Origin of the sequence: Streptomyces sp. NBC_01497 (assembly GCF_036250695.1) — a bacterium.
Taxonomy (GTDB): domain Bacteria; phylum Actinomycetota; class Actinomycetes; order Streptomycetales; family Streptomycetaceae; genus Streptomyces.
Genome location: NZ_CP109427.1, coordinates 7,779,305 through 7,801,839 on the forward strand (window position 1 = coordinate 7,779,305; position 22,535 = coordinate 7,801,839).

At 72.9% G+C, this 22,535-nt stretch carries 11 protein-coding genes; 5 read left to right on the forward strand and 6 right to left on the reverse strand.

The window, feature by feature from the left end:
- Positions 1–107: 107 nt before the first annotated feature.
- Positions 108–4,127: a non-ribosomal peptide synthetase gene (locus OG310_RS32910; protein WP_443078916.1), complete on the reverse strand. Its 4,020-nt coding sequence runs from the start codon at positions 4,125–4,127 to the stop codon at positions 108–110.
- A gap of 581 nt (positions 4,128–4,708) precedes the next feature.
- Here OG310_RS32910 and OG310_RS32915 point away from each other — a divergent pair.
- Positions 4,709–4,987 (forward strand): hypothetical protein, encoded by a 279-nt coding sequence (locus OG310_RS32915; protein WP_329459494.1) that lies wholly within the window; start codon positions 4,709–4,711, stop codon positions 4,985–4,987.
- A gap of 473 nt (positions 4,988–5,460) precedes the next feature.
- On the opposite strand, the gene OG310_RS32920 is transcribed toward OG310_RS32915, so the two are convergent.
- From OG310_RS32920 to OG310_RS32940, 5 genes are all read right to left on the reverse strand, one after another.
- Positions 5,461–6,018 (reverse strand): DUF4232 domain-containing protein, encoded by a 558-nt coding sequence (locus OG310_RS32920; RefSeq protein ID WP_329459495.1) that lies wholly within the window; start codon positions 6,016–6,018, stop codon positions 5,461–5,463.
- Between the two features lie 278 nt (positions 6,019–6,296).
- Positions 6,297–7,067 (reverse strand): G1 family glutamic endopeptidase, encoded by a 771-nt coding sequence (locus tag OG310_RS32925; protein ID WP_329459496.1) that lies wholly within the window; start codon positions 7,065–7,067, stop codon positions 6,297–6,299.
- 864 nt (positions 7,068–7,931) lie between these two features.
- Complete coding sequence (locus OG310_RS32930) at positions 7,932–11,021, reverse strand: GNAT family N-acetyltransferase (RefSeq protein ID WP_329459497.1); 3,090 nt, start codon at positions 11,019–11,021, stop codon at positions 7,932–7,934.
- Positions 11,022–11,209: 188 nt separating this feature from the next.
- Positions 11,210–12,310 (reverse strand): PP2C family protein-serine/threonine phosphatase, encoded by a 1,101-nt coding sequence (locus tag OG310_RS32935; protein ID WP_329459498.1) that lies wholly within the window; start codon positions 12,308–12,310, stop codon positions 11,210–11,212.
- Positions 12,311–12,819: 509 nt separating this feature from the next.
- On the reverse strand, positions 12,820–13,431 hold the full coding sequence (locus tag OG310_RS32940; RefSeq protein WP_329459499.1) for a TetR family transcriptional regulator: 612 nt from the start codon (positions 13,429–13,431) through the stop codon (positions 12,820–12,822).
- Between the two features lie 238 nt (positions 13,432–13,669).
- On the opposite strand from OG310_RS32940, the gene OG310_RS32945 reads away from it, so the two are divergent.
- From OG310_RS32945 to OG310_RS32960, 4 genes are all read left to right on the forward strand, one after another.
- Positions 13,670–14,581: an SDR family oxidoreductase gene (locus tag OG310_RS32945; protein ID WP_329459500.1), complete on the forward strand. Its 912-nt coding sequence runs from the start codon at positions 13,670–13,672 to the stop codon at positions 14,579–14,581.
- 437 nt (positions 14,582–15,018) lie between these two features.
- On the forward strand, positions 15,019–17,082 hold the full coding sequence (locus tag OG310_RS32950) for a phosphocholine-specific phospholipase C (RefSeq protein WP_329459501.1): 2,064 nt from the start codon (positions 15,019–15,021) through the stop codon (positions 17,080–17,082).
- A gap of 349 nt (positions 17,083–17,431) precedes the next feature.
- Positions 17,432–21,454 carry a family 78 glycoside hydrolase catalytic domain gene (locus OG310_RS32955; protein WP_329459502.1) on the forward strand — a complete coding sequence of 1,341 codons (4,023 nt, stop codon included), beginning with the start codon at positions 17,432–17,434 and terminating at the stop codon, positions 21,452–21,454.
- Between the two features lie 407 nt (positions 21,455–21,861).
- Positions 21,862–22,476 carry a GOLPH3/VPS74 family protein gene (locus tag OG310_RS32960; RefSeq protein WP_329459503.1) on the forward strand — a complete coding sequence of 205 codons (615 nt, stop codon included), beginning with the start codon at positions 21,862–21,864 and terminating at the stop codon, positions 22,474–22,476.
- Positions 22,477–22,535: the final 59 nt, after the last annotated feature.

The following is a 22,535-nucleotide window of genomic DNA, read 5'->3' on the forward strand; positions in this document are numbered from 1 at the left end:
GGGGCCGCCGCTGCCGCCTCCCCGTGCGGCGGCCTTTCCGGTGCCGTCCCCGGCACCGCCGTCCCTGTCCGTGCCTGTGGCACGCGTCCTGGATGTGTCGGGTCGCATCATGCCTCCGTGGTGTGCGGCCCGGTCACGGCGGGCGTGTTGCGCGGTGGGGCGGCCATGCGCGCCAGTTCGTCCTCGATCAGCCGTGCCACGTGCGGCACTTCGTCGCTCTCCAGCAGATCCCAGTGACCGCAAGACACCGGCTCGACCAGCAGGCCGCCCCCCGCGCGGCGGCGCCAGAAGTCGCGGGCTGCCGCGGCGTCGTCGTCCGCGCCGTCCGCGGCCTGGACGAACACGAGGCGCGCCGGGGACGGCGGCACCGCGTAGTCGCGTGCCGTCATCCGGTTGTGGTTGTAGATGCGGAAGTACCGGTCGACCTGGTCGTCCTCGATGCCGGGGTACATCCCGTTGAAGCGCACCAGTTTGTCGCGGAACTCGGCCGCGTCGACCGGGGTGATGGACCGCAGCACCTCGGTGTCGTCCGTCGCGAACGTGTCGAGGAGGACGACGGTGAGCCGCTCGTGTCCCGCGTCCGCGAGCAGGCGTCCCATCTCGTGGGCGACGAGGCCGCCGTACGACAACCCGCACAGCACCAGGGACTCGCCCGGCTCGGGTGCGACGAGCCGCAGATAGGCCTCGGCCATCGCCCGCACACTCGGCAGCGCCTCCTCGCCCGCCTCTATGCCGGGCGACTGGATGCCGCTGACGCCGATGTGTCCCGGCAGCGCGCTCGCCAGTGACAGGTAGCAGAAGGCCGTTCCGCCCGCCGGGTGCACACACACCACCCGCTGCCGTCCGTCACCCGCGCGGAACTCGACCAGACTCCCGGACCGCGCGCCGGCCGAGCCCCGGCGCACATGTGCCGCGAACGCCTCCAGAGTGGGATGGCGCAGCACGTCCTGGACGGGCAGCCGCACCCCGAACTCCTCCCGCACGGCGTGCGTCATCTTGATGGCGGAGAGGGACGTGCCGCCGATGTCGAAGAAGTTGTCGCACACGCCGATGGACGGGTGCAGCAGGACCCGGCTCCATATCCGGTGCAGCGCCATCTCGGTGTGGTCGCGCGGACTGGCGGTGTTGACCTGCCCGGACGGTGCGGCCGGCGCGAGGGCGAGGAGGGCCGCCCGGTCCAGCTTGCCGCTGCGGTTGACCGGCAGCCGCTCCAGCTCCACGAAGACGGCCGGGATCATGTGGTCCGGGAGCAGTGGGGCCAGCGCCGCCCGCCAGCCGCCTGGCGGCGCCGCGCGGTCGCGCAGCCCGAGCCCGGCGATCAGTCGTGCTTCACCGGTCGCGTCGCGGTCCGGCAGGACGGCCGCCTCGCGTACACCGGGGAGCCGCAGGAGCGCCGCCTCGATCTCGGCGGGTTCGATGCGGAAGCCGCGCAGCTTGACCTGGTCGTCGGCGCGGCCCGCGTACACCGCGTTGCCGTCCGGCAGCCAGCGGGCCAGGTCACCGGTGCGGTAGACCCGTTCGCCGGCCCGGAAGGGGTCGGGCAGGAAGCGCTCGGCGGTCAGGTCGGCGCGGTGCAGGTAGCCCCGGGCGAGGGACGCCCCGCCGAGGAATACCTCGCCCACCACGCCCGGTGGCACCGGCCGCAGCCGCTCGTCGAGGAGGTAGAGCCGGGTGCCGGGCAGCGGCCTGCCGATCGGGGCGGGTCGCTCCAGCGGTTTCGGGTCGGTGTGGGCGGTGGAGTACAGCGTCGCCTCGGTCGGACCGTAGCCGAAGCAGATCCGCAGTCCCGGCAGGTGCCGGCACATCCGGGCCAGAGCGGCTTCGGACAGCGGCTCAACGCCGGTCAGCAGGCGCCGCAGGGACAGACCCGCGAGCCTGGGCCCGGGTGCCTCGTCGATCCAGCGGACGTACGCGGGCGGCAGGAACGCCTGGACGACGCGGTGTTCCCGCAGCCAGGCCATCAGCTCCTCGGGGTCCGTGCGAACCGCGTCGGGTACGAGGTGCAGGGTGGCGCCGGTGGTCAGCGGCATCAGGATCTCGTGGACGGACGCGTCGAACCCGGTGCTGGACCACGCGGAGGCGGCCTGCCCGGGGAACGTGCCGAACCGCTCGCACCAGGTGAGCAGCAGGTTCATGACACTTCCGTGGGTGACCGCGACCCCCTTCGGCCGGCCCGTCGAGCCCGAGGTGTAGATGACGTACGCCAGATCCGCCGGCGTCACCACGGCGCCGGGCGCACCGTCCTCGGGGGCACCGGCCCCGGCGCCCCCCTCCGCCTCGGCGTCGGCGAACCGTGTCCACCCCGCCGGCGGCACCGGCGCGTCGCTGAGGACGAGCGCGGGCGCGGCGTCCTCGACCATCGCCCCCAGGCGCTCCAGCGGCTGCCCCGGATCCAGCGGCAAGTACGCCGCGCCCGCCTTCAGCACACCGAGCACGCCCACGACCAACTCGACGCTGCGGCCCGTGTGCAGGGCGACCACCTGGCCGCGCCGCACCCCGCGGCGGATCAGCGCGTGCGCCAGCCGGCCGGCCCGCCGATCCAGCGTCGCGTAGTCGAGGGACACCGAGCCGCACACCAGCGCGGGCGCGGCGGGCCGTTCCCGTACCTGCGCCTCGAAAGCCGTGACGGGGCCGCCCGCCCAGGCGGCGGGGACCTCCGGTGGCGGGCCGCCGTCGCTCCACCGGTCCAGCAGGCGGCGCTCCTCCTCGGGCTCCAGCAGGGACGACGCTGAGGGGTCCTGCTCGGGATCCTCCACCAGCCGTGAAAGGAGCCGCACGAGGAACGAGACGAACCGCTCCACCGTCGAGCGGTCGAACAAGGCGGTCGCGTAGTCCAGTTCACCGGTGATCCGGCCGTCCACCTCGGCGAGCCCGAGCGCCAGGTCGAACTTGGCGGGCGCGTAAGGCATCGGGAGCGGCGTCACCTCGACGCCCGGCAGCCGGAGCATCCCCTCCAGCGGGGGCATCCAGGCGAACAGCGTCTGGAACAGCGGAGTGTGTCCGGCGCTGCGCGGCGGGTTGACCGCCTCGACCACCCGCGAGAACGGCAGGGCGACATGCGCGAGCCCCTCCCGCAGCGTCCGGCGCACCTCGCGCAGCAGCTCGGCCCCGGTGCGGGAGGCGGACACATCGACGCGCAGGGCGAGGGTGTTGACGAAGAACCCCATGACGTTCTCGGCCGCAAGACCCCGGCGGTTCGCCGTCGGCAGGCCGACAACGATGTCGGTCTCGCCGCTCAGGCGCGCCAGCAGGACGTACCAACCCGTCATGAGCACCGTGTACAGGGAGACCTCGTACCGGGCGGCCAACTCCTTGAGAGCGAGGGTGAGATCCTCGCCGATCCCGACCGGTACCCGTCCGCCGTCGAAGACCTGGACGGGCGGCCTGGGCCGGTCGGACGGCAGCTCCAGCAACGGCGGAGCGCCGGTCAACCGCCGCTTCCAGTAGTCCTCGTGCGCGGCGGGCCCCGCCTCGCCGCTCCGGTCCAGCCAGGCGCGCTGCTCGCGCGCGTAGTCGGTGTACTTGCGCTCCGGCGCCGGGAGTTCGCTGTCCGCGCCGCGCAGCAGGGACTCATGCAGGACGCCGAGATCGGAGAGCATGACGTTCTGGGACCAGCCGTCGAAGACGATGTGATGGGCCGTCAGTATCAGTACGTGTTCCTCGGCCGCCTGCGTCAGCAGGCGTCCCCTGATGAGGGGGCCGGCCGCGAGGTCGAACGGCAGCCCGCACTCCTCGCGCAGTACCGCGTCGATCCGCGCCCGGGTGTCCGCGAGCCCGCCAAGATCCTCCCGGCTCAGCCGGAACCCCGCCCCCGGCGGATCCACCACCTGCTCCGCCGTCCCGTCCGGTGTCGCGACTAGCCGGGTGCGCAGGATCTCGTGCCGGTCCATCAGCGCGTCGAACGCCCCGGCCAGCACCGCAGGATCCAGCGGCCCGGACAGCCGGAACCCCATCTGCTCGTTGTACGCGACGCCTGCGCCGTCGGTCTGCGCCAGCGCCCACAGTCGCTCCTGCCCGGCGGACAGCGGTGCGCGGGTCCGGTCGTCAGCTGCCCGGGGGCCGGTGGCCGAGGCTTCGTGCGGCCTCGGGACGGTCGTGTCGTGGGGGGTGTGCGGTACGGACAAGATCAGCCCTTTCCCCTGCTCTGCGCAATTCCGGGAAGAATGATCAGAATCCACCGGCGCGTTCCGTTACGCGGTGGACAGCCGTGGGCTCGGCTGGAGCGCTGCCGCAACGGCAGATCCACGCGCACGTCTCGACGTGCTCGTTCGCGTCCAGGGGCCGTCGGAACGGCATCTGACAATGAATCGGGTGGTGGCCCCTACGGAGGGTGTCGTCGATTCCGTTTCTGCATAGGCAACTTGAGGAACAAGGATCACTTCCGTTCACTTCTGTGTCAATGGCAGGCCTTCCCGGGGGAAGGCGCCCGGGGGGCGGTGGGGGTGCGTTCGCGAAACGTCCGCGGAGGCGCCCGGCGAGCGGGCACGACCGGAAGGTGATCTCCGCGCCGACAGTCCCCGCCACGGCTCCCGCGGCGCGGCCCGGCGCGCCTGTCCGCCTGACGTCATCGCCGGGGCCCGGCGCCGCAGCACGGCGGGTCGAGGGACCGGCCGGGGGCGGGGCCCGACCACGTGCCCGGGCCACGACCACCGGCACCCGGGCGCCGGCGCCGGCGTCAATGTCAGTGCCGGCTGGCATGCTGCGAGACATGTACGAGCCGATGCCGAGACCGATACCGCGCCGCGTGTACGGGGCGGATCACGACGACCCCGACCCCGGTCCCCGCCGAGGTCGTTCCTACCGCGAACTGGTCGGCGGGCCGCTGGACGGCCTGCTGCTGGACGTGACGGACTGGAGCGGGGACGCGCTCGCCGAGGGAGCGGCACTGCCCACGGAGATCGGGGCGTACGGTGCCGGCGGACGGGCCCTGTACCGGCCGCGTCCGGGCGAGCCCGGGAAGTGGGACTGGACCGGCGACGCCCCCTGACCGCGGTGCCGGGAGCCGGACGAGGGCGATCGGGGACCTGCCGCAACGGGTCTGCGGACCGCTGGACGGGATCGCGTATGCGAACGGGGACCCGTCCCTGCCGTCGATCGCGCACCCGACCCGGGCGGGGCGCGGCGCGGCGCGGGACACCGGAGTGCGGCGACGGTGGGAGGCGGGTCGGCGTGCGTTCACCGACACGGGACGCCGCCGAGGCGTCGCCGGGTGGGCAAGCGGCTGCCTGAGCAGCGCCGGCGCCGGGGGCCGCGGATCCTGGTCCGCGGCCCCCGCGCCGAGCGGTGACGTCCTCTGGGTGTGGCGCGAGCGCACGCCGAAGGACGTTCCCGACCGGCGGCCCGGCGGCCCGGCGGCCCGGCGGCCCGGCGGCCCGGTGGCCCGGCGGCCCGGTGAGCTGGTGAGTCGGGGAGCCGTGACTCAGCGGTCCAGCCGCTCAGCCGCTCGCCGAGATCGGCAGCTCAGCCGTTCAAAGGCACCGTGCGGGCGACCGCCGTGGCGTCCAGGTCACCGTTGTCGACCCACTGGTCGAACTTCAGCGTCTTGTGTGTGGTCGACGCCGGCGGCGTGACCTCCAGGTATGTGGCGTGCGTGGCGCCGGAGGTGCCGGTGTTCGCGTGGGACCAGGCTATGACGGCCTGCGCGCTCTGGCCGGACTCCAGATCCACGACCTTCTTGCCGGGGTTCTTCGCGTACCACGTGCTTCCCCAGGTCACCTTGGAGGCGAGCACCTTGTGCTGCGCGTTCTCCAGGCCGAGGCCGGGGTAGCCCAGCAGTGCGCAGGTGCCGCTGCCGGTGTTCTTGAACTGGACCACGGAGCCCTCGTGCATCATGCCCCCGGCCAGGGAGGTGTGCAGGGACACCTGGAGGGCGGAGACCGAGCACGTCGGGACCTTCGCCGTGTGTGCCGTGGCGGGTGCTGCTTGTGCGACCCCCACCGCCGCCGTACCCGCCAGCGCAACGGCCGCCAGTGCCACGGTCACTGTCCTGCCCTTGCCCCACCGCTGGTTGTTCGTCATGTCGTTCACCTTTCCGTTGAAGCCGTACACGCAGTCCGATGCGGGGCTCGGCGGAAAAGTTCACACGTTCGGAGTCTTTCTTTTCGCGAACCTCGGGGCGTGACATGCCCGTACGTTCCGGATGCGCGTCACGCGGGGGCCGTGGCGTCAGGCGTAGCTGCGGTGGGCTTCCACCTGACGGTGTGAGGTGGTGGTGCGGGTGGGGCGGTACCTGGCGGGGAGAGCGGGTGGTCCCTCCGCGCCCCGCGCGTGGCGCGGAGGGACCTGGAGCGTGTCGATCAGCTGTGGTTCCAGGCGACGCTGAAGTTCTCGCTGCCCGAGAGGGACGACGTGGTCGCCTTGCGGGTACTGCCCGAAGCCATGTTCATCTGGTCGGGGCTGAACGAGCCGATCGGCTGGCCGTTGGCCGTCGCCCCGGTGAAGGAGGCGGTGCCGAAGTTGGACAGCGGCAGCACTCCGGTGGAGCTGGAGGGCGCCTCGGCGATGATCTCGGCGGACGCGAGTGACGCGGTGGTCGACTTCTTGGACGTGGTGTGCGTCCAGCCGCGCGTGGTGTCCGTCAGCTTCAGGGTGAAGGTGCCGCTCCCGTCGGTGCTCACGGTCGAGGTGAAGTGGTCGCCGGGACGTACCGTGTCCGCGTAGTTGACGGGGTACGCCGGGTACATCTCGTACCAGGAGGAGTAGACCGGGGAGCCGCCCGAGCAGTCCGCCTCGGTGCCGGTCTGCTCGACGGACTGGCTGCCGTCGCCGTCGATCCCGATCCAGAACGACGAGTACGTCGTCTTGCTTGTGCAGGACACGGTGGGCTGCACCCAGCTCGCGGAGACACTGGTGAATCTCGATCCGGTCGCGCTGTAGCCGGCCCAGTTCGTGCTGTCGCTGTGACGTATGCCGGACGCTGGGCCGACGACGCGGTGGTCCTGGACCGGCACGTTGCGCACGGAGGGAGCGGGCGCGGCGAACGCCTGCGGCAGCGAGAGGGCCGAGGCGGCGAGAACGGTTGCCGCGACTGCGGAGAGAGCGGCGACGGTGCGCTTGCTTGTCGACATGTTGCCCCTTCTTCGTGGGGTGTGAGGGCAACGCGCGTCGGACCCCCGGTGCCGGCCGCCGACTCTATGCGCGTTGACATGGTTGACGATGCGCAGTCAATCGCCCGAATGTCGTGCCCGGGTCAAACGAAGGGCAAAGCTCCGGCCAATCAAGGCGAAGGGTTCGCCATGAACGGCCGTCAAATGACCAGTAACAGAGGCAAATCACAGGAGAGAGTGCCGTCACCTCGCATAAACGCCCCAGGGGGAACACACCGTCACCCGCGGAGCGGTCAGGGGAGAGGTGACGGCCCGTCCGCGACCCCGTTGAGGTCACCGCGAAGCCGGGCGAAGCGGGCATGGCACGGCAGGGACCCCCAGCCGCGCCCCACGGCGACCGGAGCACCCGCGGGAGCGCGGTCCCGGAGCCCCGCGGGAGCGCGAATCGGCGTGTCCGCCCTCGCGGCCGGGGCGACCTGAGCGCCGGCAACCGTCGTCGCCGCGGATCAGGCGCTGGACGGACGCTGGGCTGGCAACCGTCGTCGCCCGCGGATCGGGCGCTGGACGGACGCTGGGCTGGCAACCGTCGTCGCCCGCGGATCAGGCGCTGGACGGACGCTGGGCTGGCAACCGTCGTCGCCCGCGGATCGGGCGCCGGACGGACGCTGGGCACCGACGGTGGGCACCGACGAACCGCAGGCGTCAAGACCCGTGAGATCTCTGGCCCGTGGGATCCGTGACGTGCGCGAGGCGTCCGGCCGTACGGGTTCGCTCAGGCATCCGCCCCCCGAGGCCGAGCCCTTCGAGGGATGTGGTGGAGGCGGCGCTCCTCGCTCGGGGCGCGCCCCTTTCCGCTCGCCGCTGTGCCGGTGAACCGCCCGTGGATCAGGCTCTGCCCGCCGTACGTACCCTGCCGGCGCTGCCCGGCGTCGTCGGCCCGGCTGCGGCGTCCGGGTCCCGCCCCTGGACCGTCCCGCCCTCTCCGGGCCGCGCGCTCGCCGCCTCGCGGCTCATCAGCAGCAGCCGGGCGCGCTTCTCGGGCAGGAAGACGTCCGGCAGGTCCACCTCGGGCAGGACCACCTCGGGGCCCGGCTCGAACCCGCTGCGCACGAGGCGCGCCACAGCCTTGTCGTTCTCGATGTCCGGTTCCGTGACGATCCGGTGGTGCGCCGGATCGGCCAGGACGAAGTCGACGAACACGGAGATCAGCGCCGCGCTGAAGCCGCGCTCGGCGCGGCCCTCGGGCGGCGGGCCGATCAGCAGATGGATGCCCACGTCGCCCGGTTCGGCCTCGTAGCACGCGGAGACCCGGTCCGCGGCGGGCTCGTAGGTCTGCAGGAGCGCCACCGGGATCCCGTCGCGATGGACGAGATGGGCGTGGTGGGTCGTCAGGGTCGCCATGTGGGCGTAGATGTCACGGACGCCGTCGCGGGTCGTGCCGCGCATGCCCCAGAACCGTGCGCGCTCCTGGTCGACCCAGGAGTGGAGGAGGCCCGCGTCCCGCTCGGGGTCGACGGGCGCGACGCGGACGGTGCCGAATCCGGCGACCTCGCGCTCGTAAGGGCCACGCGGTCCTGCCGCAAACGTGAGGGGCACGGGTGGAGCGGGCGGGGTCACGCTGCTCTCCTTCGTCAGCAGGGCCCAGTCGGTGGTGACGGGGACGAGGTCGCCGCGCAGCCACAACGGCAGCTGGTCGCGGTGGTGTGCGCTGCCCGGCACGCCAGAGGTGCCGAACGGCACGATCCAGCGGCTGTCGTCGCGCCGGTGCAGATCCCAGACGTAACGGGCGGCCGGGCCGCGTGCGCTGAGGTCGGTGAGGCCGGGGACGCTGGAGGTGGACAGGACGCAGTCGTGGTCGCCCCCGAGCCCCGGCAGGTCCTTGTCTGTCACGTCCGGCAGCGCCTGCCAGCAGACGAGCCGGTGGGTGTCGCCCCAGAGCGGCTCCGAGGGTGTCTCCGCACCGTCAGCCGCTGCCGCCGAGCCGCCGATGTCCGACGGCGTGCCGGTGTGTCCGCCCGTGCCGCCGCTTGCGGCCACGGCCTCCAGCGCCTCGGCGACCAGCGCGGAACGGTCCCGCGGCGGCAGGAGATCGCTGGTCAGCAGCGACTCCAGGGCGTACGCGACGCGCGGCACGAGCTCCAGCCAGGGGGCGAACGGCTCGGGATACGTGGGGATGCCGGCCAGCGGCGCGAGGCGGGGGTGCGCGGCGACCCGCCGTACGACGTCCGCTCGCACCCGGGCGTAGGCGGCCGCTTTGCTGCTCCCGGCGTCCATTCTGCCGCCCCAGTCGAGGAGTTGGCCGCGCAGCGCGCTCGCCCCCTCGGAGAGCGCACGCGTCCCCGGCTCTGCCGCGTCGGGGTCCCTCGCGGTGGAGAGCGCGGCGACGGCGGTCAGCAGGGGAGCGGCCGAGGCCAGGAGTGTGTCGGTGTGGATCGCCGCCATGTGCTCCACCGCCCAACCGCCGGCCGGTGTGTCCCGGAGCAGTTCACGGATCCGGCGGTCCCGGTGCGGTGCGGCGAACTCGATCCCCAACGGGGTCGCGATTCCCCGTGCGTTGGCCATGACGGCCGGACCGGTGACCGTTGCCCGTGGAGTCGGCTCCAGAGCGTCCCGCCACGCGTGGCGCGCGTCGTGGGCGACCACCACGCCGAGCCGCGCCGCCCGGTCGCGTACGGGGACGGCGCCCGCCACCCGGTGCAGGAGCCCGCCCGTCGTGTCCGCGGCCTGGACGACGTTGACGGGCTCGACCCAGTCGTCCAGCGCCCGGTCGACGTCGGCGACGCACCGGGCGCGCAGCAGGGCGGGCAGCGCGCGGAAACCGAGGTCCGCGCGGACGCGCGGCAGATGACGCAGGCTCACAGCTGTCGACTCCACCGGCCCGTCCGGGTGCGCGCGGGCGGGCCCGTCGGAGTGCGCGACGCCCGGTCCCTCCGGACGCGCGAAGGCGCGTCCATCCGGAGAGGCGAGGTCCGGTCCGTCCGGGCTGTCCGGTCCGCTCGGTCGGTTCGCTCCCTGAGGTCGGTCCGGTCCCTCGGGTCCGTCCGGCCCGCCGCGACGATTGTCCGCAGGCGCGTCCAGGATCACCGGACCGCGCTCCGTCTCCACCACGTCGACCTCCACCGGCGCGGCTCCGGCCACCTCGATCACCTCGGTGTGGCAGTGCGCCGGGGTCCAGCCGTCGGGTCCGAGGGCCTGGACACCCGTGGGGCCGCCGTGTCGCAGGCGCTCGCGGTACAGGTCCTGGTAGTCCGCCATCGAGTTGGTGATCGACCAGGCGACGGAGCCGGTGTGAGCGAAGTGCGCGATCCCCGGCACGCCCGGCACGGCGAGGCCCACCACGTCGTACTCGGGGCAGGCGAGCCGCACCTGCTGGTAGACACCGGGTGCCTCGATGAACCGGTGCGGGTCGCCGGCGAGCAGGGCGGAGCCCGTCGCCGTACGGTCGCCCGGCACCAGCCAGCCGTTGCTGCCGGCCGTTCCGGGCCCGTCCGTCGCGAACAGCGTGACGGCGTCCTCGCCCAGCCGCCCGGCGGCCTCGGTGCGCCAGAGCTTGGCGGGAAAGCCGGCGAACAGGATGTGGGCGGACAGCCAGATCCCGAGGGGCGTCCAGGGGTGCCAGCGCCCCGGCTCCAGTGCGACCGAGGCGAACTCCGGTGTGGCGCGGGCGCCTTCCGCCAGCCCGGCGTTGACGCCCGCCGCGTAGGCGCTGACCCACGCGGCCGTGTCCTGATCGAGTGCGGCGAAGCACCGGCGTGCGGTTTCGGCCAGCCGCGCACGCCGAACGAAACGGTCCCACGCGACGGCGGACGGTCCGAGGAACGAGGCGGACGTCCCCTCCACGCGATGCCGCTCGACCTCCAGTTGCCAGGCCCGGTCGCGAGCGGTCACCAGCCCCTGGCCGTGCGCGAGCGACTCGTGGCTCTCCGCCCGGACATGGGGCACACCCCAGGTGTCGCGCCAGAACTCGGTCTCCATGTCCCCCGCCTCGATAGTATTAGGTTAGCCTAACCTTAATCTTTCGGGCTTTCGGCGGGAGGGTGTTTGCCCGGGGACGCGGCCGGGAGGGAGCGCCGGCGACGCTCACGCGGGGCAGGGACTCCACCCGCCCCCGTGGGGGAGCGCGGCGCGGGAGCCCGTGCGCAGGGAGCCGCGGTGGCCCCGGCTCAGCACGCGGGGCGGTGGCGCAGGGCGACGAGCGCCTGGTCGTCGTGGACCCGGCCCCGGGTGTACTGCGTGACGTCCCGCAGCAGCAGGTCCAGGAGCGCGCCCGGTGAGGGAGCCCCGCCGGTGGAGTGATGCTGACGGCCCCACAGGTGTTCGAGCCGGGAGCCGGGATCGTAGAAGACGCCCTCCCGGTCGCGCGCCTCGGTACAGCCGTCCGTGAGGAGTACCAGCGTCGATCCGGGCGGGAAGTCGAAGACGTCGACGGGGGCGTCCCATCGTCCGAGGCTCATCATGCCCAGCGGGGGAGCCTCCTGCGAGGGGTCGAGGGCCGTTGCGCGGCCGTCCACGCTCAGCAGCACCGGGGCGGGGTGGCCACGGTTCAGGATCCGCACCTGGGCGAGGTCCTGGCTGAACTCGGCGATCAACGCGGTGGTGAAGCCCTCCGACTCCTCCTGCCCGTGGCGGCGCAGACCTTCCCGCAGCAGCGCCTCGTCCAGTGACTGCGCGAGAGAGGCCAGATCACCGGCCTGGTCCGCGGCGAAGCGGAAGGCGCCGATGTCGACGCTGACGGCCGAGACCGCGTCCAGGCCCTTGCCCCGTACGTCCCCGATCATCGCGCGCACGCCGTGCGGCGTCCGCTGGACGACGTAGAGGTCTCCGCCGATGAGCGCCTCCCGGTCGGCGGGTGTGTAGCGGGCGGCGATGTGCAGGGCCCCCAGGTGTTCGGGCGGTGTGGGCAGGACCGCCTTCTGGGCGACGGCCGCGGTGTGGCGCGCGGCGCGGGTGGTGCTGTTCTGGTCGCTCCGCGAGCGGTTCAGCATGACGGCCAGGGCGGTCACGGCGGCGAGCGAGAACTGGTTGGAGAGTCCACGCTGCCAGCCGAGCGTTCCCTCGATGTCGGCCAGCGCGGCATGCACGCCCATGGCCACCACCCCGACCGCGGTGATCGCCCACGGCCCCAGCGTGGTCACCGCGGCGACCGGTGCCACGGCGAGCAGTGACGCCGAGGCCACCGGCGTGAACATGTCCGCCAGGACCGCCACCACGATGACGATGCCCGGGATCGCCGCCCCTGCCCATTGACGTGCTCTGGTTCTCACCTGCCTCACTCTGCCTTCCCCGGTATGGCCCTCGCGGGTAGGCGGCGGGTGTTTCGCGCAGACGGCGAGGGCGCGCGGGTCGCGCATGTGGCGTCGGCGGACCTCGTTCCGGGGGGCGTACGGCACTGCGTCTGGCCGCCGCTCGAAGTCCGCTTCCCATGTGTGCCATCGTCCCGCGCCGTTGAAAGCGGCACGGCCCGTCCGGAGTGCCCCGCCGGCACGGTCGTGGCGGGCCGCCTTGGTGGACACCCTTCGGACCTTCTGACGGGCTCGGGAGGGCGTCGAACGCATGCGTGCCGCCCCGGGACCATGGGACACGGACACGGACACGGACACGGACACGGACACGGACGCGGATACGTGCACGGACACGGATACGGACACGTACACGGCCACGGACACGGATGCGGATGCGGATGGGGTGCGAGGGGCCTGCGTACGGAAAACAGGTGCGCGGCCGAACGCGCCTTCCCTCTCCTCGCAGACCGGGCGGCATTCTCGTGCTCGCCCTAGCTCACCGGCGCGGCGGTATCAGCTTGCGTGCCGTTCCTGGGACGCTGGGCGGTCGCGGCGAGGGCGTGCAGATCCTTGAAGGCCTGGAGGAGCTGCGCGTCCAAGCTCTGTGAGGGGTCGTCGATCCATGCCTGGGCCGCGTGGTGGAAGGCGGCCCAGCCGGTCTGCGCGGCCAGACCGGCCAGCCGGCCGGGGACGCCGCGCTGACGCAGCGCCTCCGCTACGGCTTCGGTGAGCGCCGCGGCCTTGGCCAGGTCGCGCTCCCGGAGCGCCGGCGTCGTGGCGATGATGGCCAGTCGCGGCTCGGAGAACGGGCGGTTGTCCTCAAGGATGTGGGCGGCCTTGCGGAAGGCGCGCAGCAGAACGGCGAGTGGCTGCAGGCCGTCGGGGGCGTGGGCGACCTCCCGCGTCAGCGCGGCGCGCAGGTCCGCTTCGCCGCCGAACAGCACCTCACGCTTGTCCGGGAAATGCCGGAAGAACGTGCGCTCGTTGACACCTGCCCGGGCGGCGATCTCCGCCGTGGTGGTCTGGTCGAACCCGCGCTCCCGGTACAGCTCCAGGGCCGCCTGCTGAAGGCGGCGGCGCGCTTCTGTTCCGCTTCGTGGCACCCCTCGAAGATATCGCACGGGCCAGTGACTGACCTTTCTTAGCGCCAGTTGCTGGCGCTTCTTGACGCCAGTGACTGGCGCTACGTACTGTCGATGGCAGGCCCCGCCCGCCTCTGCGGCCCTGTCAGGACGCACAGGTGACGCGTCGCCGGGCCGCGCCCGTCCCGTCGGGCCGTCCCGCCTCACCCGCACCGGACCCGCAGCGGCCCGGGTGTACCGACCGCAGAGAGAGTGCTTCATGCAGATCTTCGTCACTGGTGGTTCCGGCCAGACCGGGCCCGCCGTTGTCACCGAACTCGTCGCGGCGGGGCACCGGGTCACCGCTCTGGCGCGCTCGGATGCCGCCGCCGCGCGGCTGGAGTCGCTGGGCGCCATCCCGCACCACGGCACCCTGGACGACCACGACAGCCTGCGCCGGGGCGCCGAAGCCGCCGATGGGGTCCTGCACATGGCCTACGGCGGCGACTTCTCCGACCTCGACGACATGATGAGGCGGGACCGGACCGCGATCGAGGCCCTCGGCCGGCCGTTGGAGCACTCGGGCAAGCCCCTCGTCGTCACCTCGGGCACGCTGGTCATGCCCGAGGGCCGGGAGACCGACGAGGAGGACGAGCCCGACGCGGACGGTATCGCCGCCTTCCGTATCGCGGGCGAGCGAGCCTGCCTGGACCTCGCCGGCCGGGGAGTGCGCGCGAGTGTGGTCCGCCTCGCCCCTACCGTCCACGGCCCGAAGGACCACGGCTTCATCCCCATGCTCGTGGCCACCGCGCGAAGGACCGGCGTCTCGGCCTACGTCGGGGACGGTGCCAACCGGTGGCCCGCGGTGCACCGGCTCGACGCCGCGGGCCTCTTCCGCCTGGCATGGGAGAAGGCTCCTGCGGGCAGCGTGCTGCACGGAGTGGCCGAGAGCGGCGTCACCATGAAGAGCATCGCGCGGACGATCGCCCGGGGCCTTGACCTGCCGACGGTCTCACTGACCCCCGATCAGGCCGCGGGGCACTACGTCAGCCCGTTCATGGCCAGGGTCTACGCCTTCGACGCGCCCGTATCCAGCGCCCGCACACGGGAACTGCTCGGCTGGTCGCCCACCCGTCCGACCCTGCTCGATGACCTGGAGCACGGCGATTACCTGGCCACGCCCGCCTCCTGACCTCCCGCTCCGATGCGGACCCCGCGTCGTCGCTGTCCCGGGTGCGCAACGGTGGGGGCGCCGCGTGGGGCGCCGCCACCGGACGGCATCTCGCGCCGACGGCCACCCGCCGCGCGATCTCCGGACCACCCGGCCACCCCCTGCGAACCGCCCGCGTGGCCGCTCCGGGCAGGGTCCGAACGGCGAGCGCCGCGCGCTGCCGGGCCCCCGGCTCCGCGGGCACGGCCCCCTCTTGCTCCTGCCTTGCTCCTGGGTGTCGGGAAGGCGACGGGCCGGGACACGCGTTGTTCATGCGGCATTGACACCCTGTGCGGGCCGTCACCATCATGTGCGCGTCATCCTTGATCGGGCACGCGGCGAAAGGCGTTCAGCGCACACCATCGCGCGGGCCCGGTCGCTGCCTGGGCCGCCCCACCGGACCGTCAGGAGAACCACCCGTGCCGAACGTCGACCGCCGAAGGTTCCTTCAGCTCGCGGGCGGTACCGCCGCCGCGTCCATGCTCACCGGCGGTATCGCGAGGGCGGCCGGGATCCCGGCCGCCGCCGGAACCGGGACGCTGCAGGACGTCGAGCATGTCGTCGTCCTGATGCAGGAGAACCGTTCCTTCGACCACTACTTCGGCGCCCTGCGAGGAGTCCGCGGCTTCGGCGACCCCCGCCCGGCCACTCTCCCCAGCGGCAGCACCGTGTTCCACCAGGCGGACAACTCCGGGCGGGAAACGCTGCCCTTCCGGCCGAACGCCGACAACCTGGGCCTGCAGTTCATCCAGGACCTCGACCACAGCTGGTCCGGCACCCACCAGGCCTGGAACGGCGGCAACTACGACCGCTGGATTCCGGCCAAGACCACCACCACGATGGCGTACCTCACGCGCGAGGACATCCCCTTCCACTACGCCCTCGCCGACGCGTTCACCATCTGCGACGCGTACCACTGCTCGATGCTCAGCTCCACCGACCCCAACCGCTACTACATGTACACCGGCTACGCGGGCAACGACGGCAAGGGCCGCGGCCCGGTGCTGGGCAACGAGGAGGCGGGCTACGGCTGGACCACCTTCCCGGAGATCCTGGAGAAGGCGGGCGTCTCCTGGAAGGTCTACCAGGACACCGGCACCGGTCTGGACGCCGCCGGCGGCTGGGGCTGGACCAGCGACGCCTTCATCGGCAACTACGGCGACAACTCGCTCCTCTACTTCGACCAGTACCGCGACGCCCAGCCCGGCGACCCGCTGTACGACAAGGCCCGCACCGGCACCGACGCCGGCAGCGGCGACGGCTACTTCGACCGGCTCAAGGCCGACGTGGTGGCGGGGAAGCTGCCCCAGGTGTCCTGGATCGCCGCCCCCGAGGCATTCTGCGAGCACCCCAACTGGCCTGCCAACTACGGAGCCTGGTACGTCTCCCAGGTACTGGACGCGCTCACCGCCGACCCCGACGTGTGGAGCCGTACCGCCGTCTTCCTCACCTACGACGAGAACGACGGCTTCTTCGACCACGTGGTGCCGCCGTTCCCGCCGGCCTCCGCCGCCCGCGGCCTGTCCACCGCCGACGTCACCCAGGACCTCTACACCGGCGGCCTGTCCGGGTACGCCGCCGGGCCGTACGGACTCGGGCCGCGCGTGCCGATGCTGGTCCTCTCGCCCTGGAGCACCGGCGGCTGGGTCTGCTCCCAGACCTTCGACCACACCTCCATCGTGCAGTTCATCGAGAAGCGGTTCGGCGTGCACAACCCGAACGTCTCGCCCTGGCGCCGCGCGGTCTGCGGCGATCTCACCACGGCCTTCGACTTCACCCGCAGCGTCTCCGCCGCGCCCGCGCTCCCCGGCACCGGCGGCTACGCACCGCCGGACCACAACAACCCCGGTGACTACGTCCCGACCCCGCCGGCCACCGGCGCCGTGCCCCGGCAGGAGCGCGGCCTGCGCAACGCCCGCGCCCTGCCGTACGACCTGGCCGCCGACACCAAGCCGGTCAGCGGGCGGATGCAGTTCACCTTCGGCAACCCCGGCGCGGCGGGCGCGGCCTTCCTCGTCACCTCAGCGGTGCGCTCGGACGGCCCGTGGCCCTACACGGTCGAGGCGGGCAAAACCCTCACCGACACCTGGGCGCTGCCCGCCGCCTCCTCCCGCTACGACTTCTCGGTCCAGGGCCCGAACGGCTTCCTGCGGCGGATGGCCGGCACGGCGGGCTCGGTCGGCCCCGAGGTGAGCGCCCGGCATGCCGCGTCCACCGGGCAGGTCACCCTGGTGTTCAGTAATCCCGGCACCGGCTCGGTCACCTTCACCGCCACCGACGCCTACGCGCCCACCAAGCACTACACGTACACCGTCAAGGCGGGCGGTTCGCAGAGTGTCCCGGGCTGGGGCGTGGCGGCCGGGAACCACTGGTACGACGTCACGGTGACCTCCAGCGCCGACCCCGCGTACGTCCGGCGCTTCGCCGGGCACGTGGAGACCGGTGCGGCGAGCACCAGCGACCCGGCCACCGCGACCGCCTGACGGGCCGCCGTCCGCGCGCGCCCGCCGCTCCGGCCGGGTTCCCCGTCCGGCCCCCGCGTCCCGGCCTCCCAGCCACGCGCCGACGTCCGGCCTCCGCGTTCCCGGCAGGGAACGCGGAGGCCGCCGGGGTCGGCCGCGCGAGGCCGGCGAGGGAACGGATGGCAGGGGTCGTCTTCTCCGGGTGTGAATCGATTTCATCGGCCGGGGGCGGTTGCCGAGCGCGTCGGGGACGCGTCTTCTCAACAGCCCCCCGGAACAGTCTGGTTCAAAGCCTTGCCTCCGCGTGTTCCCGGGCGATAGAAAGCGGCTCGGTATTGAAACGTTTTATGTTTCGAGGAGGAGAGGTTCCGTGACGCTGCTCCACCATCGAAGAGGCCCCCGGCCCCGCCGGACGGGCCTCGTGGCCCTGATCGCCGCAGCCGTACTGACCGTTCCGGTCGCCGCCGTCGCGGCGCCCGCGTCGTCCCCCGCTCCGGCCGGCGCGAGCAGCGCGGGCGGTACGAGCGGTAAGGGCAAGGCACTCGCTCCGACGAACCCGCGCGTCGACGGGCAGGCGAGCGACGTGCTGGTCGGCGAGTCCCGTCCGACGTTCGCCTGGACTGTGAACGACTCGGGCCGGGCCGAGTCGCAGACCGGGTACGAGATACGGGTGGCCGACGATCACGCCCGCGGGGGCGGTGGGGGAACCACGCTCTGGGACTCCGGCCATGTGAGGTCGTCGAACTCGACCGCCGTCGCCTACCGGGGCCCCGCCCTGGACAGCGACCACACCTACACCTGGTCGGTGCGCACCTGGAACAGGCAGGGCAGCCGCTCCGGCTGGTCGGCTGGCGCGTCCTTCGATACGGGACTGCTCCGGTCGTCCGACTGGTCCGCCTGGTGGCTGCAGGTGGACGACGGCGCCCTCGTACGCGGCGACTTCGACGTGGCGAAGCCGGTGGCACGGGCCCGCCTGTACTTCGGCGCGCAGGGCCTGGCCGAACCCCACCTCAACGGGGCCCGCGTGGAGCCCACCGAGGTCCTCGACTCCAGCGTCACGGACTACGCGTCGCGGGTGCTCTACCGCGATCTCGACGTCACCCGTCAGCTGCGCCACGGCGCCAACACACTGGCCTTCATGGCCGGCAAGGGCCAGTACGGCGGCCGGCCGTCCCTCGTGGCGCAACTCGACGTGACGTACACGGACGGCTCCACCGCGACGTTCGGCACCGGGCCGTCCTGGAAGACCGCCGCCGGGCCGGTGACCGGCGACGACTTCTACAACGGCGAGACCTACGACGCGCGCAGGACCGTGCCCGGCTGGGACACGGCAGGACTCGACGACACCGCCTGGGCGGCCGCGCACGCGGTGGCCCCCGCCTCCCACGCGCTGAGCCTCGCCCAGGGCAAGCCGGTGACCGCACGGGACTCGACCACCAGCAACGGATGGTCGCCGGCCGCGCTGACGGACGGTGTCGACGGCTCCAGCGACGCGTCCGAGGGATACCACTCGGCGATCGAGTCGAGCGCTGACACCACCACGTGGGTCCAGACCGACCTCGGTTCCGATCAGGGCATCCGGCAGATCCGGCTGCTGCCCGCCAGGCCCACCAACGATCCCGCGGGCGATCTGGTCGCCGCGGGATTCCCGGTGCGCTACCGGGTCGAGGTCAGTGACGACCCCGCCTTCGCGTCGGCCACCACCGTCGCCGACCGCACCGACGCGGACCAGCCCGCCCCGGGGACGTCGGCGGTGGTCCTTCCCGCGCACGTCACCGGCAGGTACGTCCGGGTGACGGCCACCGAGCTGCGCTGTGTGGGCGCGAGTTGCACCTTCCGGCTGGCCGAGCTCGGCGTCTACGGGGCGCACCCGGCGACGGGCTACGACGCCATCACCCGGCTGGAGGCCGACACGGCCCCGCCGACCAGGGTCGTCAAGACGCTGGCACCGGTCAAGGAGAGCGCGCCGGCACCCGGCGCGCGCGTCTACGACTTCGGCCAGAACTACACCGGCTGGGTCACCGTGCGCGCCACCCAGCCCTCGGGCACGACCGTGGACATCAAGAAGGGCGAGATCCTCGACGCGGCCGGGCACGTCACGACCTCCAACATCAGCTTCTCCCCGGCCGACGCACCCCGGCAGAGCGACCACTACACGTTCCGCGGCGAGGGAAGCGAGACCTACGCCCCGCACTTCAACTACTCCGGGTTCCGCTACGCCGAGCTGACCGGCCTGCCCGCCGGCGCCGACATCACCGTCACCGCGCAGGTCGAACACACCGACGTGGCGACGGCGGGCAGCTTCAGCACCTCCGACCCGCTGCTCGACAAGATCCAGGGGGCCGTCGCGCAGACCCAGCTCAACGACCTGCAGTCCGTGCCGGTCGACTGCCCGACCCGGGAGAAGCACGGCTGGCTCGGTGACGCCGTCGACTCCGACCAGGAGGCGATGAGCAACTTCGACATGCAGTCCCTCTACAGCCAGTGGCTCGGCGACGTCGACACCAGCCTCAACGCGGACGGCAGCATCCCCTCCGTGGCCCCGGCCAACGGGGGCAACGGCTCCTGGGCCACCGACCCGGCGTGGGGCACGGCGTACCCGCAGATCATCTGGGACACGTACACCGAGTACGGCGACCCGGCGCCCATCACCGCCAACTACGCGCACGTGAAGGCCTGGGTGGACTACCTCGGCACCATCAGCGACGCCGACCACATCATCGTGAACTCGCCCACGTCATGGGGCGACGACTGGCAGGCCACGGTCAGCACACCGCACGACTTCTTCCAGACCGGGTTCTACTACCGCGACGCCCAACTCCTCGCGCGGATGGCCGCCGTGGTCGGCAACACGGCCGACGCGGCCCGCTACAGGACGCTTGCCGGGCAGATCGCGGCGGGCTTCACCTCGCGCTACTTCGACGCGGACACCGGCGTCTACGGGAACGGCTCGCAGCTCTCGTACGCCATGCCGCTCGTGCTCGGCATCGTCCCCGCGGGCCACGAACAGGCCGCCGTCGGGCGGCTGGTCGCGGACATCACCGCGCACGACGACCACCTCACCACCGGGTTCGTCGGCAACACCTTCGTCTTCCAGGCCCTCGGCGCGTACGACCGCGACGACGTCGCCCTCGCGGTCGCCCAGCAGAAGACCTACCCGAGCTTCGGTTACATGGTGGACCAGGGGCCCGGCACCATCTGGGAGAAGTGGACCAACTCATCGGCGGCGGACGGGACATCGTCGAAGGACCACATCGGGCTCGCCGGCTCGATCGGCCAGTGGTTCTACCAGCAGCTCGCCGGCATCCAGCCGGGCACCACGGGAGCCGGCTACCGCAACCTCACGCTCGCGCCCTCCGTCGTCGGCGACCTGACCTCCGCTTCGGGCCGGCAGCGGACCGTACGCGGCACCGTGGTCAGCTCCTGGCAGCGCGACGGGAGCACCCTCACCTACCACGCCGTCGTACCGGTCGGCGCGAGCGCCACGATCAGGCTTCCGCTGCTCGGCGGCAAGCAGTCCCAGGTGCGTGAGGGCGGCCGTACGATCTACGCGGCAGGTCGCGGCGCCCAGTCGGATCCGGGTCTGACCACGGGCCGGGCCACCGACTCCACGCTCACTCTGACGGCCGGCTCGGGCGACTACACCTTCACCGTGCTCGCGCCGCGGGCACCGTTCACCCGCCTCGCCCTCACGGCCACCAGCGCGGCCCCCATCACCCCGGGCACCAGCGGCGACGTCACGGCCGTGGTGCAGGAGCACTCCACGGGCAAGGGCTCGGCGGTCATCTCCGCCAAGGCACCGGCCGGCTGGAGTGTGACCGCCACGCCCGCCACCGTCGCGCTGACCCCGGCTGTCTCCGACACCCGCACGACCCTGCGGGTCGATGTGCCGGCCGGCACCGACAGTGGTGTGTACCCCGTGACGGTCGACGTACGCGCCCCCGACGGCACCACGGCGTCCACGACCGTCCAGGTCCCCGTGTTCGGCACCTGGGCCGCGGGGACGAAGGCGACCGCGTCGAGCGAACACGCGCCCAACGAGGTCGACGGTGCGACCCGCACCTACGTCGCGGCGAACGTGCTCGACCAGGACAACGGGACGTTCTGGAACGACGACGACCAGAACACCTTCCCGGACACCCTGACCGTCACCGCACCGTCGCCGGCCACCCTGCGGGGTGTCGGCTTCACCTCGTTCCCCGACGGGGTCCCGACGGACTTCACCGTCCAGGCGTGGGACGGTACGGGATGGGTGACCGAGGCCCGGGTGTCCGGCAACGCGGACGTCTCCCGATGGGTCCCGTTCGCCTCCCCGGTCACCACGGCGCAGGTGCGCGTCGTCGTGACGGCCACCCAGGACGGGTTCACCCGGATCGCCGAACTCACGCCCTGAGTCCGGCTCCCTCACCCGTGGGCGAGGGAGCGGAGCGGCGGGCGGCCCGGCAGGACCGCCCGCCGCCCAGGGACGTCCCGGGCCGGCGTCGTGCGCAGCGGTGCCGTGCCGGCCCATGGCCGAGGACGCGGGAAGGAGCACCTGCCGGCCCCGCGCTGCCCACGACGCGAGGGATGTTCGGAGATAGCATCGGAGCCAATGAGACGGGAATCCGCCAGTCCGGTACGCCGCCGGCCCTGCGGCGGCACGGCACCGGTACGCGCGCACGGCGGAGCCCCGAGGGCGGTGCGTCGGGGACGTCGCCGCCGCGCACCGGCCGCGCTTCGGTGCCCGTACGGCACACGACACCCGTGCCGTGCCGCGGGCGAGCGCCACGAGGGCCGCCGAGAGCGGCGTTGGAGCCGATCATGACCACACCGCGGGACCTGCTCATCGTCGCGATCGACTCGGGGCCGGTGGACCCGGAGGAGTCCGGTGCACTGTCCCTCGCCCTCGCCGGCGCCGAATTGATCGACCTGCTGGCCGAGGGCGCCGTGAGCCTGGAGGCCGGGGTACGTGTCGTTCCCGGGCCGGTGCGCCCCCTGCGGGACCACCTGCTCGACGACGCCGCCGCGTCACTCGCCCGGCAGAGCCCCTACGAAACGGTCGGCGACTGGCTGTGGCGCAGAGGCCGTGACCTGACCGCGCACTATGTGGCGGCTCTCGAAGCCGACGGGCTGATCGTCCGGCAGCGCCGGCGGTGGCCGTTCCTCTCGCCCGGCCCCAAGGTGGCGGCGGACACCCCGGGCCGCCGTTCGGCACTGGAGCGCTGGACGGCGGGCGAGCCCGTCCTCGCCGCCCTCGCACGGGACGCCGGGATCCGCGAGTTGCGGCCCGCCGGACCGCCGCCCGCTTTCGGTCAGGCGGAGGGGGCCGTGCTCGCCGCCCTGGACGACGCGTCCGCGGAGCTGGAAGCCGAACGGGAGCGGCGCGTACGCAGGCTGGAGGAGGCCGCCGAGGAGAACCGGCGGCGCGGCTACTGACGGGCCCGGGCCGTCCCCCGGACGGCTGCCCGCGCGGCACCGGGCCCTCACGGGATCAG